The sequence below is a fragment of the Pseudomonas sp. FG36 genome (genome assembly GCF_057809275.1).
On the sequence record NZ_JBMDJQ010000004.1, the window covers coordinates 146532 to 160189 of the forward strand.

A 13658-nucleotide genomic window follows, 5' to 3' on the forward strand; every position below is an offset into this window, starting at 1 on the left:
TTTCGGGGATTCCCGCCGGGCCGACGTCCTTGATTTCGTAGGCGCAAATAATAAGCACTCTCAGACAGTGCCGCGCCAGTCGATCACTTTGACGCTTTCGGGGAGCCCCATTGATGAAAACCACCGCCACTCGAGCCGTGCTCGGCCTGGCCATCGCGCTTGGCAGCGCCGCGCTGGCCGGACCCTTGCAGGCCCAGGCCGCCACGCAGGCTCAGGTCTACCGTTTCGACATCCCGGCGCAGTCGCTGGACTCGGCCCTGGCGGCCTTCAGTGCGGTTACCCGGATCCAGGTGCTGGTACCCGGTGAGTTCACCCAGGGCCTGCGCTCGCCGGGCCTGAGTGGCAGTTATCCACAGGACCAGGCACTGGCCCGCCTGCTCCAGGGCACTGGCCTGAATGCCGCCTACATCGATAACGACAGCGTCACCCTGGAGCGCCAGCGCGCCGGGAACGACGACGCGATGCAACTGGGCGCGGTGAAGATCGATAGCAGCCAGTTGGGCACCACCACCGAAGGCACCGGCTCCTATACCACTGGGTCGCTGACCCTTGGCAAGGGCGAGCAGAAGCTCAAGGACATCCCGCAGTCGGTGTCGGTAATGACCCGCCAGCGCCTGGACGACCAGAACATGAACAGCCTGCAGGACGCCATGCGGCAGGTGACCGGTACCACGATCAAGAGCTACAACACTGGCTCCAACCTCAATGACGTTTACATGCGCGGCTTCCCGGTCGACCTGGTGCAGGTCGATGGCGTCACCCAGCCCACCGGGCAAGGCGACATGGCCACGGCGTTCGACCTGGCCATGTATGACCGCGTCGAAGTGCTGCGCGGGCCATCCGGCCTGTACCAGGGCGCGGGCGAGCCCGGCGGCACCATCAACCTGGTGCGCAAGCGCGCCTTGGGCAAGTTTGCCCTGTCTGGTGAGCTGTCGGCGGGTACCTATGACCGTTACCACTCCACGGTTGACGTCACCGGGCCGCTGAACAGCGATGGCAGCCTGCGCGGGCGTTTTGTCACCGCCTACGAGAACAACCAGGCCTTCGTCGACTACGCCCAGAACGAGCGCCCGATGATGTACGGGCGCCTGGAGTACGACCTGTCGCCGGCCACCACCCTGACCCTGGGCGGCGCCTACCAGCGCAACAAGTCGGTGCCCGCGTTCGGTCTGCCGGCCTACGACAGCGGCAAGCTGCTCGACGTCAAGCGCTCGACCTTCGTCGACGCGAAGTGGAACGAGCTGGACGAGCGGGTCTGGGAAAGCTTCTTCGAGGTCGACCATGCGCTGGACGATGGTGGCCAGTTCAAGACCTCGCTGACCTATCGCGACGCCGAGGCACCCACGCGCAACTTCACCTGGACCGACGGCGCCGTGGACCCGGTGACCGGTGCCAGTTCCGCGGTGGCCTACAACTACTACACCCACATCAAGACCCTCGGCCTGGACAGCTTCGTGACGCGGCCGTTCGAGGCGTTCGGGCGTACCCATGAGTTCACCGTGGGCGCCGACTACCAGCATGTGGACAAGGACTTTCGCTACGGTGGCCGGGAGTGGTTCGATATCAACGTGTTCGACCCGGGCAGCATCGACATCCCCAAGATCGACTACGCCATGGACAACGGCAACTCGTCCAAGTCGAACCAGTACGGACTGTATGCCCGCACCAAGGTTAGCGCCAACGACTGGCTGGACGTGATCCTCGGCAGCCGGGTGATCTGGTTCGACAGCGATGGCCACAATGCCAACCCGTTCTTCAACGAATTCTCCGACCCCCACACCAGTGTTCGCCGCAAGGTGATCCCCTACGGTGCGCTGGTCGCCAAGCTCACCCCCGAACTGTCGGCCTATGCCAGCTACACCACGGTGTACAAGCCGCAGACGCAGATGGCCGGCGGCAACAGCACGGTGGCGCCGCGCGAGGGCAAACAGTATGAGTTGGGCCTGAAGCGGGAGTTCTTTGATGGTCGCCTGAACGGCAGCGTGGCGGTGTTCCGCATCTATGACGAGAACCGCGCCCAGCAAATCGACCAGACGCCGTTCTACGAGGCCCAGGCCAAGGTGCGCAGCCAGGGTTGGGAAACCGAGTTGTCCGGCAACCTGACCGACAACTGGAGCGTCAGCACCGGCTACGCCTTCACCCGCCTGGAGTCGGGGCGTCAGGCCGACTACCAGGGCATCAGCATCACGCCCAAGCACAACTTCAATGTGTGGACGCGCTATGCGTTCGCCGATGGGCCGCTGGAAGGGTTCAGTGTCGGTGGTGGTGTGCGGGTGGTCAGTTCCACCTACTACACGCGCAACAGCGTGGACTTCGTGCAGGGTGGCTACAGCGTGGCCACGGCGCAGGTGGGCTATCGCTTCAACAAGCACCTGTCGGCGACACTCACGGCCAACAACCTGTTCGACCGTGTGTACTACGAGCGTGTGGACAGTGCCTGGGGCTCGAACTTCTATGGCGAGCCGCGCAACCTGACGCTCAAGCTGCGCGCGACGTACTGAGCCTGGATCGCCGGGTGCGCAACGCGCCCCCGATAATCTTTCAGGAGTGACTCAGTTGTGCATGCTCATCCCCAGCCAGCACCTGCTGGTCGGTCTGCTTGAGCAACTGGCTGGTAACCACGCCTGCCGTCATCGAGCCATTCACGTTCAACGCCGTGCGGCCCATGTCGATCAGCGGTTCCACCGAGATCAGCAGCGCCACCAGTTCCACCGGCAGGCCCATGGCCGGCAGCACGATCAGCGCGGCGAAGGTCGCGCCGCCGCCGACGCCGGCAACGCCTGCCGAGCTGAGGGTGACGATGGCCACCAGGGTGGCGATCCACAGCGGGTCGAAGGTATCGATGCCCACCGCGGGGGCGACCATTACCGCCAGCATCGCCGGGTACAGGCCGGCACAGCCGTTCTGGCCGATGGTGGCACCGAACGACGCGCTGAAGCTGGCAATCGACTGCGGCACGCCCAGGCGCAGGGTCTGCGCCTCGATGTTCAGCGGGATGCTGGCGGCGCTCGAGCGGCTGGTGAAGGCGAAGGTCAGCACCGGCCAGACTTTACGGAAGAAGCGCAGCGGGCTGACGCCGGTCAGCGCCAGGATCACCCCGTGGACCACGAACATCAGGCCCAGGCCGATGTACGACACCACCACGAAGCTGCCCAGCTTGAGGATGTCGTCGAGGTTGGAGCTGGCCACTACCTTGGTCATCAGGGCCAGCACGCCGTAGGGGGTGAGCTTCATCACCAGGCGCACCAGGCGCATGACCCAGGCCTGCAGCACGTCGATGGCCGACAGGGCGCGCTCGCCCTTGTCCTTGTCGTCCTTGATCAGCTGCAAAGCGGCGAGGCCCAGGAACACGGCGAAGATCACCACGCTGATGATCGAGGTCGGCTTGGCCCGGGCCAGGTCGCCGACCGGGTTGGTCGGGATGAACGACAGCAGCAGTTGCGGGATGTTGAGGTCGGCGACCTTGCCCGCGTAGTCGCTGTGGATGGCCTGCAGGCGGGCGCTTTCCTGGGCGCCGGCCACCAGCCCCTCGGCACTCAGGCCGAACAGGTTGGTCAGGGCGATACCGATCAGTGCGGCGATCGCGGTGGTCAGCAGCAGGGTGCCGATGCTCAACACACTGATGCGGCCCAGTGCCGAGGCGTTGTGCAGGCGGGCCACGGCGCTGAGGATCGAGGCGAAGATCAGCGGCATGACGATCATCTGCAGCAAACCGACGTAGCCATTGCCGACCAGGTCGAGCCAGCCGAGGGTGGCCTTGAGCACCGGGTGCCCGGCGCCGTAGATCGTATGCAGCACCAGGCCGAAGCCGACGCCGAGGGCCAGGCCCAGCAGCACCTTCTTGGCCAGGCTCCAGTCGGTACGACGGGTTTGCGCCAGGCCCAGCAGCAGGGCCAGGAACGCCAGCAGGTTGAGTGACAGCGGCAGGTTCATTGAAGCTCCGGAAAAAGGCAAAAGAGGCATCGCCTCTGTGAGCGATTACGAACGGAAATGCTAACAGCCTGAAAACAAACGAATTTATACCTAAAAGGAATTTGCATAGTCGTTTATGGAATAACGCCTGGTCGTTTTTGGCAATACACATGGCGTTTGCGGTTGCTTCGAGGTCGGTGGCGCATGCCTGCTTGTCACAAATCAGGTCTAGGGTTGAGCGGCCACGTCTTTGGGAGAACCGCACATGATGTCAGCTCCGAAAATCCTTGCCGGCGGCCTTGCCCTGTTGCTCAGTGCCAGCAGTTGGGCGGCCACCGAGCTCAAGCACTGGCCGGCCGAAGCTGCGCAGAAGCTCGACGCGATGATTGCCGCCAACGCCAACAAGGGTAACTACGCGGTGTTCGACATGGACAACACCAGCTACCGCTTCGACCTCGAAGAGGCACTGCTGCCGTTCATGGAGAACAAGGGCCTGCTGACCCGCGACAAGCTCGACCCCTCGCTCAAGTTGATTCCGTTCAAGGACAGCGCCGAGCACAAGGAGAGCCTGTTCAGTTATTACTACCGCCTGTGCGAGCTCGACGACATGGTCTGCTACCCCTGGGTGGCGCAGGTGTTCTCGGGCTTCACTCTCAAGGAACTGAAGCAGCAGGTCGACGAGCTGATGGCCTCGGGCAAGCCGATCCCCAGCACCTACTTCGAGGGCGACCAGGTCAAGAGTATCGAGGTGCAGCCGCCGAAGGTGTTCACGGGCCAGGCCGAGCTGTACAACAAGCTGATGGAGAACGGCATCGAGGTCTATGTGATCTCGGCGGCGTCCGAAGAGCTGGTACGCATGGTCGCCTCAGATCCCAAGTACGGCTACAACGTCAAACCACAGAACGTGATCGGTGTGAGCCTGCTGCTCAAGGACCGCGCCAGTGGCCAGCTGACCACGGCGCGCAAGCAGATCAGCGCCGGGCAGTACGATCCCAAGGCCAACGAAGGCCTGGAGCTGACCCCGTACCTGTGGACCCCGGCCACCTGGATGGCGGGCAAGCAGGCGGCCATCCTCACCTACATCGACGAATGGAAGAAGCCGGTGCTGGTGGGGGGCGACACCCCGACCAGTGACGGCTACATGCAGTTCCACGGCGTCGATGTGAACAAAGGCGGCATCCACCTGTGGATAAACCGCAAGGCCAAGTACATGGATCAGCTCAACGGCATGATCGCGAAGAATGCAGCGGCCCAGGCCAAGGAAGGCTTGCCGGTGACGGCGGACAAGAACTGGGTGATCGTGACGCCGGAGCAGATTCAGTGAAATACGCATAACCTGTTCCGGCCCAATCGCTGGCAAGCCAGCTCCCACAGGTGCAATGCCAAGGCCTGCGATTAAATTGTGGGAGCCGGCTTGCCGGCGATGAGGCCTCCTCAGGCATAAAAAAAACCGGCGCACCAGGCGCCGGTTCTTATTGCCGTCAGAGCCTCACAGCCCTTCGAGCATTGCCTTGTTGCGCACCGCGCCCTTGTCGGCGCTGGTGGCCAGCAGGGCGTAGGCCTTCAGCGCAGTGGTCACTTTACGTGGGCGCACCTCAGCCGGCTTCCAGCCTTTCTTGTCCTGCTCGACACGACGCGCGGCCAGCTCTTCATCGCTGACCAGCAGGTTGATCGAACGGTTGGGGATGTCGATCAGTACCTTGTCGCCATCGCGCACCAGGCCAATGGCACCGCCTGCGGCGGCTTCCGGCGAGGCATGGCCGATGGACAGGCCCGAGGTGCCGCCGGAGAAGCGGCCATCGGTGAGCAGCGCGCAGGCCTTGCCCAGGCCCTTGGACTTCAGGTACGAGGTCGGGTAGAGCATCTCCTGCATGCCCGGGCCGCCTTTCGGGCCTTCGTAGCGGATGATGACGATATCGCCGGCCTTCACTTCGTCGGCGAGGATGCCGCGTACCGCGCTGTCCTGGCTTTCGAAGATCTTCGCGTTGCCTTCGAACACGTGGATCGACTCATCCACGCCGGCGGTCTTCACCACGCAACCGTCCAGGGCGATGTTGCCGTACAGCACGGCCAGGCCGCCCTCTTGCGAGTAGGCGTGCTCGAAGCTGCGGATGCAGCCGTTTTCGCGGTCGTCGTCCAGGGTTTCCCAGCGGGTCGACTGGCTGAAGGCGGTCTGGGTCGGGATACCGGCCGGGCCTGCCTTGAAGAAGGTGTGCACCGCTTCGTCATCGGTCTGGGTGATGTCCCACTTGGCGATGGCTTCTTCCATGCTGGGGCTGTGCACGGTCGGCAGGTCGGTGTGCAGCAGGCCGCCACGGGCCAGCGAGCCGAGAATGCTGAAGATGCCGCCGGCGCGATGCACATCTTCCATGTGGTACTTCTGGATGTTCGGCGCCACCTTGCACAGCTGCGGCACCTTGCGCGACAGGCGATCGATGTCGCGCAGGTCGAAGTCCACCTCGCCTTCCTGGGCCGCGGCCAGCAGGTGCAGGATGGTGTTGGTCGAGCCGCCCATGGCGATGTCGAGCATCATGGCGTTCTCGAACGCCTTGAAGTTGGCGATGCTGCGCGGCAGCACGGACGCGTCGCCCTCGCCGTAGTAGCGCTTGCACAGTTCGACGATGGTGCGGCCAGCGGTAAGGAACAGCTGCTCGCGGTCGGAGTGGGTCGCCAGCGTGGAGCCGTTGCCCGGCAGGGCCAGGCCCAAGGCCTCGGTCAGGCAGTTCATCGAGTTGGCGGTGAACATGCCGGAGCACGAACCGCAGGTCGGGCAGGCGCTGCGCTCGTACTCGGCGACCTTCTCGTCGCTGGCCGAGGAGTCGGCGGCGATGACCATGGCGTCGACCAGGTCCAGGCCGTGGCTGGCCAGCTTGGTCTTGCCGGCTTCCATCGGGCCGCCGGAGACGAAGATCACCGGGATGTTCAGGCGCAGGGCAGCCATCAGCATGCCGGGGGTGATCTTGTCGCAGTTGGAGATGCAGACGATGGCGTCGGCGCAGTGGGCGTTGACCATGTACTCGACGGCGTCGGCGATGATCTCGCGGCTGGGCAGCGAGTACAGCATGCCGTCGTGGCCCATGGCGATGCCGTCATCAACGGCGATGGTGTTGAATTCCTTGGCCACGCCACCGGCGCGTTCGATCTCGCGAGCGACCAGCTGGCCCAGGTCCTTCAGGTGCACGTGGCCCGGGACGAACTGGGTGAACGAGTTGGCGATGGCGATGATCGGTTTCTTGAAGTCTTCGTCCTTCATCCCGGTGGCGCGCCACAGGGCACGGGCGCCGGCCATGTTGCGGCCATGGGTGGAGGTCTTGGAACGATAATCAGGCATGGAGCGCTCCTGGCGGCTTAATCAGGTCACTAATGAGGGAGTGAGCTTCTCTTGTCCTAAAAACGCCGAAGGCCGGTTGCCACAGGCACGGATGGGGGTCGAAGGACCGCGCGGGATCGCCGCAGGCTCGACCAGAGCTCATAAACCCGCCGGGGGTGTCTGGCGATGAATGGCTCGATTCTACACCGCCGCGCTCGTGAGGGAATGGCGTTGTGATAATTGGCAGTCACCAGCCCGCAAGGTAAAGGCCTTGGCGTGGTACGAGCCGGTTTCGGTAGACTTGCGCGCCTCCTACCTCACTGGCCAAAAGGATTTGCAATGCCAGCGCCAAGTCGCTCCTTGTTGTTCTACGTCGTCATCGGCCTGATCCAGGGCCTGGTGTGGCTCACCACCGTGAAGGGAGAGGGGCAGCTGCTGGGTTTCAGCCTGTCGGTAGCCCTGTGCGTCGCGGTGGCGGTAGCGGGCGTGAACCTGCAGCTGCTTGGCAGCGCGGTGCTGCAGCGTGGCACCGGCTGGTTGGTACTGGGCCTGACCGTGCTGCTCAGCGGGATCAGTGCCTGGCTCTTCGATACCGGGCAAATGGACTGGCTGCAGCAGACCTGGTTCCTGGCCGCCATCGTGCTGGCCTATATCGGCACTGCGTTCATTCTCGCCTGGCCGACCGGCGAAGGGTTGCGCCCGCGCTACGAAGACCTGTTCCGGCATGCCTGGAACAACGTTTTCATCGTCTTCCTGGCACAGCTGCTGACCGGACTGTTCTGGCAACTGCTGTGGTTGTGCGCGCTGCTTTTCAGCATGCTGGGCGTTGCGCAGGTCAAGGACGCGGTGGAGTCACCGGTGTTTCTCTGGCTGGTGTTGCCGGTGGTGTTTTCGCTGGGCATGCGCATGGGCCGGGAAAACGAGAAGATCATCGGCCTGCTGCGCGGCATCCTGCTGACGCTGTGCCGCTTCCTGCTGCCGCTCAGTGCGCTGATCGCCGTGCTGTTCACCCTGACATTGCCGTTCTCCGGCCTGCAACCGGTATGGGACACCGGCTATTCGACCACGCTTCTGCTGGTACTGGCGGGCATCAACCTATTTTTGGTCAACGGCGTGTTCCAGGATGGCCGGCAAGGTAGCGTCTACCCCGCGCCGCTCAAGCGTCTGGTGGAGGCCAGCCTGCTGTGCCTGCCGGTGCTGGTGGGCCTGGCGGCCTATGCGAGCTGGCTGCGTATCGATCAGTACGGGCTGACACCGACACGGATCATGGCGTCGATGCTGGTGGGCGTGATGCTGGCGCATGGCCTGGCGGCGGTCTGGGCGGTGCTGGCTTCGCGCCAGGCCTGGCTGCACAGCCTGCGCCTGAGCAATCCATGGATCGCCCTGCTCAGTGCGCTGCTGGTGGTGGTGTTCTACACGCCGCTGCTCGATCCGCAGGCATTGAGTGCGAGGAGCCAGGTGCAGCGTCTGGTCAACGGGCACACGGCGATCACCGAGTTCGACGCCGAGACCTTGTATCGCGACCTCGGCCAGCCGGGGCGTGAAGCCTTCGAGCAGCTCGAGCAGCGGCTGCAGACGGATGAACTGTTCGATGCGGGTCGCCGTGAGCAGTTGCTGGCGCAGATGGCCCAGGTGCGTCAACCGACAGTGGCCGAAGACCATGGCCCGAAGTTCGAGTGGCTCGGGCCGGTGCAATCGAGCAGCGAGTCATTGGCCGACGCGACGCTTGCGCAAAGCCAGTGCGGTGGCAAGGGCTGCTACCTGTGGGCAGTCGACCTGGATGGCGACGGGCACAACGAAGTGCTGATGATCCCCCGGCACACCTATGCATCGCAGCTGTTCGTGTTCACCTGGGAGGACCGCGAGTGGCGTGAGGTGGGCAGCCTGAGCGGCAACATGGAAAACCTCGAAGGCCTGGCCAACGGGATTCGCGAGGGGGCGGTGAAACTGGTGGCGCCGCGTTACAAGACGCTGAGCATCGATGGCCAGGAGCTGCGGCCTGACTTCAGGCGCTAGCGTCCGGCGCGGGAACTCCCCGGGGGCCGCTGGGCGGCCCGTCGCGGGCAAAAGGTCATTGCTGGCCGATGCCCTGCAGGTACTCCGACCGCTCATCGCTACGTTGCGCCACGCAGGTGTCCCACGCTGCCTCGAACGCCTTGCTGCCGGGTTTCTCGGCCCAGGTCTCGACCTTGCAGTCGGCGTCACGCAGCTGCGTCCACAGCTTCTCGGCGGCTTCCATCTTGCCGCTCAGCGCCGCGGCCTTGTCGCTTTCATCCGCGTACTGGTCGCGAATGCGCTGCATGAGGTCGTCATAGGCCGCCTTCAGCTCGCGTTCGGCGGTCTGCTTGTTGTAGGCGGCGCAGACATAGCCCTGCTGGTCGGTCTCGACGTTGTCGCAGGGGGTGCTTTCCTCTTCGGCGGCGTGAGCGCCGAAAGCCACTGCCAGCAAGACCAGCCATGCCATTGATTTCATCGGGTTTCTCCTGAAGAGGCTGCGAGTCGCTGGATTCTCGCTCAGCCCAGGCCCGGGCGATAGCTCCCCGAGAAAATGTTCATGAAACAGCGTTGTCGAGACTCGCTCTCATTGCCGAGGGGCGCGTTAGAGCGTGCCAGGTCGGCCATTGACGCTTTCGGCAAACCCCCTGTCGTTTTTGCATCGGGGCGCCTCGGGCCGCAGGCATATGCTGGCCCCAAAGCGTCGGCACAAGGTTCGGCGCCTGCAAACTTCAATAAAAGGGGACAGCCTGATGAGCCCAGCCGAACTTCACGCCGACAGCATCGTCATCGACGGCCTGATCATTGCCAAATGGAACCGCGAGCTGTTCGAGGACATGCGCAAAGGCGGGCTGACCGCGGCCAACTGCACGGTGTCGGTGTGGGAGGGCTTCAAGGCCACCGTCGACAACATCGCTTCCAGCCAGAAGCTGATCCGCGACAACAGCGACCTGGTGATGCCGGTGCGTACCACCGCCGACATCCGCAAGGCCAAGGAACTGGGCAAGACCGGCATCCTCTTCGGCTTCCAGAACGCCCACGCGTTCGAGGACCAGATCGCCTACGTCGACGTGTTCAAGCAACTGGGCGTGGGCATCGTGCAGATGTGCTACAACACCCAGAACCTGGTCGGTACCGGCTGCTACGAGCGCGACGGCGGGCTGTCGGGCTTCGGTCGCGAGATCGTCGCCGAGATGAATCGCGTCGGCATCATGTGCGACCTGTCCCATGTCGGTTCGAAAACCTCCGAGGAAGTCATCCTCGAATCGAAGAAGCCGGTCTGCTATTCCCACTGCCTGCCTTCAGGCCTCAAGGAACATCCGCGCAACAAGTCCGACGCAGAGCTGAAGTTCATCGCCGACCACGGCGGTTTCGTCGGTGTGACCATGTTCGCGCCTTTCCTGGCCAAGGGCATCGACTCGACCATCGACGACTACGCCGAAGCCATCGAGTACACCATGAACATCGTCGGTGAAGACGCCATCGGTATCGGTACCGACTTTACCCAGGGCCATGGCCAGGACTTCTTCGAGTACCTGACCCACGACAAGGGCTACGCCCGGCGCCTGACCAACTTCGGCAAGATCATCAACCCGCTGGGCATCCGCACCGTCGGCGAGTTCCCCAACCTGACCGAGACGCTGCTCAAGCGCGGCCACAGCGAGCGCGTGGTGCGCAAGATCATGGGTGAAAACTGGGTCAACGTACTCAAAGACGTCTGGGGCGAGTAAGCCGCTCTCCAAGCCTGAAAGCCCCTGCCAGCAACGCCGGGGCACACCAATAAAAATTTGTATGGAGTTGAGTTTCCATGGCCAAGATCGCCCCGCAATTGCCAATCGAAGTCGACAGCGAGACCGGTGTCTGGACCAGTGACGCCCTGCCGATGCTGTATGTGCCGCGGCATTTCTTCGTCAACAACCACATGGGCATCGAGGAAGTGCTGGGCGCCGATGCCTATGCCGAGATCCTCTACAAGGCCGGCTACAAGTCCGCCTGGCACTGGTGCGAGAAAGAGGCCGAATGCCATGGCCTCGAAGGCGTGGCGGTGTTCGAGCATTACATGAAGCGCCTGAGCCAGCGTGGCTGGGGCCTGTTCGAGATCCAGGACATCGACCTGGACAAAGGCACCTGCAGCGTCAAGCTCAAGCACTCGGCGTTCGTGTACGTGTACGGCAAGTGCGGCCGCAAGGTCGACTACATGTTCACCGGCTGGTTCGCCGGCGCCATGGACCAGATTCTCGCCGCTCGCGGCAGCTCGATCCGCACCGTGGCCGAGCAGGTCTACGGCGGGTCGGAAGAAGGCCACGAAGATGGCCTGTTCGTTACAAAGCCGTTGTAAGCCGGAGATAGCGTCATGGCCTTCGAAGCAATGTTCCAGCCGATCCAGATCGGCAAGCTGACCATCCGCAACCGCGTGCTCAGCACCGCGCACGCCGAGGTGTATGCCACCGATGGCGGCATGACCACCGACCGCTATGTGAAGTACTACGAAGAGAAGGCCAAGGGCGGCATCGGCCTGGCGATCTGCGGTGGCTCGTCGGTGGTGGCCATCGACAGCCCGCAGGAGTGGTGGGCCTCGGTCAACCTGTCCACCGACCGCATCATCCCGCACTTCCAGAACCTCGCCGACGCCATGCACAAGCATGGCGCCAAGATCATGATCCAGATTACCCACATGGGCCGGCGCTCGCGCTGGGACGGCTTCAACTGGCCCACGTTGATGTCACCCTCGGGCATCCGTGAACCGGTGCACCGCGCCACCTGCAAGACCATCGAGGTGGAAGAGATCTGGCGGGTGATCGGCAATTACGCCCAGGCTGCGCGTCGGGCCAAGGAGGGCGGCCTGGACGGCGTCGAACTGTCGGCCGTGCACCAGCACATGATCGACCAGTTCTGGAGCCCGCGGGTCAACAAGCGTACCGATGAATGGGGCGGCACCTTCGAAGGCCGCATGAAGTTCGGCCTGGAAGTGCTCAAGGCCGTGCGCAAGGAAGTCGGCGACGACTTCTGCGTGGGCATGCGCATCTGCGGCGACGAGTTCCACCCCGATGGCCTCAGCCACGAGGACATGAAGCAGATCGCCGCCTACTACGACGCCACCGGCATGCTCGATTTCATCGGCGTGGTTGGCTCGGGCTGCGACACCCACAACACCCTGGCCAACGTCATCCCCAACATGAGCTACCCGCCGGAGCCGTTCCTGCACCTGGCGGCCGGCATCAAGGAAGTGGTCAAGGTCCCGGTGCTGCACGCGCAGAACATCAAGGACCCGAACCAGGCCACACGCATTCTCGAAGGCGGCTACGTGGACATGGTCGGCATGACCCGCGCGCACATGGCCGACCCGCACCTGATCGCCAAGATCAAGATGGGCCAGATCGACCAGATCAAGCAGTGCGTCGGTGCCAACTACTGCATCGACCGCCAGTACCAGGGCCTGGATGTGCTGTGCATCCAGAACGCCGCCACCTCCCGTGAATACCTGGGCGTGCCGCACATCATCGAGAAGACCACCGGGGTCAAGCGCAAGGTGGTGGTGGTTGGCGCAGGCCCGGCCGGCATGGAAGCGGCCCGCGTGGCAGCCGAACGTGGCCACGACGTGACCCTGTTCGAGAAGAAGGAGCAGATTGGCGGGCAGATCACCATCGCCGCCAAGGCCCCGCAGCGTGACCAGATTGCCGGTATCACCCGCTGGTACCAGCTGGAGCTGGCACGCCTGAAGGTCGACCTGCGCCTGGGCACTGCCGCCGACGTGGCGACCATCCAGGACCTGCGCCCGGATGTGATCGTGCTGGCGGTGGGCGGACACTCATTCCTTGAACAGAACGAGCACTGGGGCGCTGCCGAAGGCCTGGTGGTCAGCAGCTGGGACGTGCTCGACGGCAAGGTCGCGCCGGGCAAGAACGTGCTGGTGTACGACACCATCTGCGAGTTCACCGGCATGTCGGTGGCCGACTTCATTGCCGACAAGGGCAGCCAGGTCGAGATCGTCACCGACGACATCAAGCCGGGCGTGGCCATGGGCGGCACCACCTTCCCGACCTACTACCGCAGCATGTATCCGAAAGAAGTGATCATGACCGGCGACATGATGCTGGAGAAGGTCTACCGCGAAGGCGACAAGCTGGTGGCGGTGCTCGAGAACGAGTACACCGGCGCCAAGGAAGAACGGGTGGTCGACCAGGTGGTGGTGGAGAACGGTGTGCGTCCCGACGAGCAGCTGTACTACGCGCTCAAGGACGGTTCGCGCAACAAGGGCCAGATCGATGTGGAGGCGCTGTTCGCCATCAAGCCGCAGCCGATCCTCAGCCAGCCGGGCGAGGGCTACCTGCTGTACCGCATCGGCGACTGTGTGGCCCAGCGCAACGTGCATGCGGCGATCTACGACGCCTTGCGGCTGTGCAAGGATTTCTGATCGCACCGCCCTTAGAGGCGGGATTGG

The 13658-nt window shown here is 63.7% G+C and carries 9 protein-coding genes; 6 read left to right on the top strand and 3 right to left on the bottom strand.

Translation table 11 applies throughout. From position 1 onward, the window contains the following. The first annotated feature begins 110 nt into the window (after positions 1 to 110). Positions 111 to 2501, top strand: a complete 2391-nt coding sequence (locus tag ACODS9_RS05735) for a TonB-dependent siderophore receptor (protein ID WP_489093475.1) — start codon at positions 111 to 113, stop codon at positions 2499 to 2501. Positions 2502 to 2541: 40 nt separating this feature from the next. Here ACODS9_RS05735 and ACODS9_RS05740 read toward each other — a convergent pair whose 3' ends face one another. Next, entirely contained in the window at positions 2542 to 3933 is a 1392-nt protein-coding gene (locus ACODS9_RS05740) for an L-cystine transporter (RefSeq protein WP_401107651.1), read from the bottom strand. A gap of 247 nt (positions 3934 to 4180) precedes the next feature. Between ACODS9_RS05740 and ACODS9_RS05745 the strand changes: the two genes are divergently transcribed. Next, positions 4181 to 5236, top strand: a complete 1056-nt coding sequence (locus ACODS9_RS05745) for an HAD family hydrolase (RefSeq protein WP_401107654.1) — start codon at positions 4181 to 4183, stop codon at positions 5234 to 5236. 165 nt (positions 5237 to 5401) lie between these two features. Here ACODS9_RS05745 and ilvD read toward each other — a convergent pair whose 3' ends face one another. After that, positions 5402 to 7243 (bottom strand): dihydroxy-acid dehydratase, encoded by a 1842-nt coding sequence (gene ilvD, locus ACODS9_RS05750; RefSeq protein ID WP_046857461.1) that lies wholly within the window; start codon positions 7241 to 7243, stop codon positions 5402 to 5404. Positions 7244 to 7561: 318 nt separating this feature from the next. Between ilvD and ACODS9_RS05755 the strand changes: the two genes are divergently transcribed. Then, a complete protein-coding gene (locus tag ACODS9_RS05755; RefSeq protein ID WP_489093476.1) occupies positions 7562 to 9238 on the top strand; it encodes a DUF4153 domain-containing protein in 1677 nt (558 codons plus the stop codon). A 55-nt stretch (positions 9239 to 9293) separates the two neighbouring features. Here ACODS9_RS05755 and ACODS9_RS05760 read toward each other — a convergent pair whose 3' ends face one another. Beyond that, entirely contained in the window at positions 9294 to 9695 is a 402-nt protein-coding gene (locus ACODS9_RS05760) for a lysozyme inhibitor LprI family protein (RefSeq protein WP_489093477.1), read from the bottom strand. Between the two features lie 274 nt (positions 9696 to 9969). On the opposite strand from ACODS9_RS05760, the gene ACODS9_RS05765 reads away from it, so the two are divergent. The 3 genes from ACODS9_RS05765 to dgcA all read left to right on the top strand — a co-directional run bounded on the left by ACODS9_RS05765 (position 9970) and on the right by dgcA (position 13631). Beyond that, the gene (locus ACODS9_RS05765; RefSeq protein ID WP_139667934.1) at positions 9970 to 10947 is read left to right on the top strand and encodes a dipeptidase; all 978 of its coding nucleotides are present in this window, start codon (positions 9970 to 9972) and stop codon (positions 10945 to 10947) included. 77 nt (positions 10948 to 11024) lie between these two features. Then, entirely contained in the window at positions 11025 to 11555 is a 531-nt protein-coding gene (locus tag ACODS9_RS05770) for a DUF5943 domain-containing protein (protein WP_012316656.1), read from the top strand. Positions 11556 to 11570: 15 nt separating this feature from the next. Then, positions 11571 to 13631 (top strand): dimethylglycine demethylation protein DgcA, encoded by a 2061-nt coding sequence (gene dgcA / locus ACODS9_RS05775; protein ID WP_038707195.1) that lies wholly within the window; start codon positions 11571 to 11573, stop codon positions 13629 to 13631. Positions 13632 to 13658: the final 27 nt, after the last annotated feature.

Excerpts from the sequence above, each read along its gene's own strand:
- ACODS9_RS05740 (WP_401107651.1), bottom strand. The coding sequence starts at position 3,933 with ATGAACCTGCCGCTGTCACTCAACCTGCTGGCGTTCCTGGCCCTGCTG.
- ACODS9_RS05745 (WP_401107654.1), top strand. The coding sequence starts at position 4,181 with ATGTCAGCTCCGAAAATCCTTGCCGGCGGCCTTGCCCTGTTGCTCAGT.
- ilvD (WP_046857461.1), bottom strand. The coding sequence starts at position 7,243 with ATGCCTGATTATCGTTCCAAGACCTCCACCCATGGCCGCAACATGGCC.
- ACODS9_RS05755 (WP_489093476.1), top strand. The coding sequence starts at position 7,562 with ATGCCAGCGCCAAGTCGCTCCTTGTTGTTCTACGTCGTCATCGGCCTG.
- ACODS9_RS05760 (WP_489093477.1), bottom strand. The coding sequence starts at position 9,695 with ATGAAATCAATGGCATGGCTGGTCTTGCTGGCAGTGGCTTTCGGCGCT.
- ACODS9_RS05765 (WP_139667934.1), top strand. The coding sequence starts at position 9,970 with ATGAGCCCAGCCGAACTTCACGCCGACAGCATCGTCATCGACGGCCTG.
- ACODS9_RS05770 (WP_012316656.1), top strand. The coding sequence starts at position 11,025 with ATGGCCAAGATCGCCCCGCAATTGCCAATCGAAGTCGACAGCGAGACC.
- dgcA (WP_038707195.1), top strand. The coding sequence starts at position 11,571 with ATGGCCTTCGAAGCAATGTTCCAGCCGATCCAGATCGGCAAGCTGACC.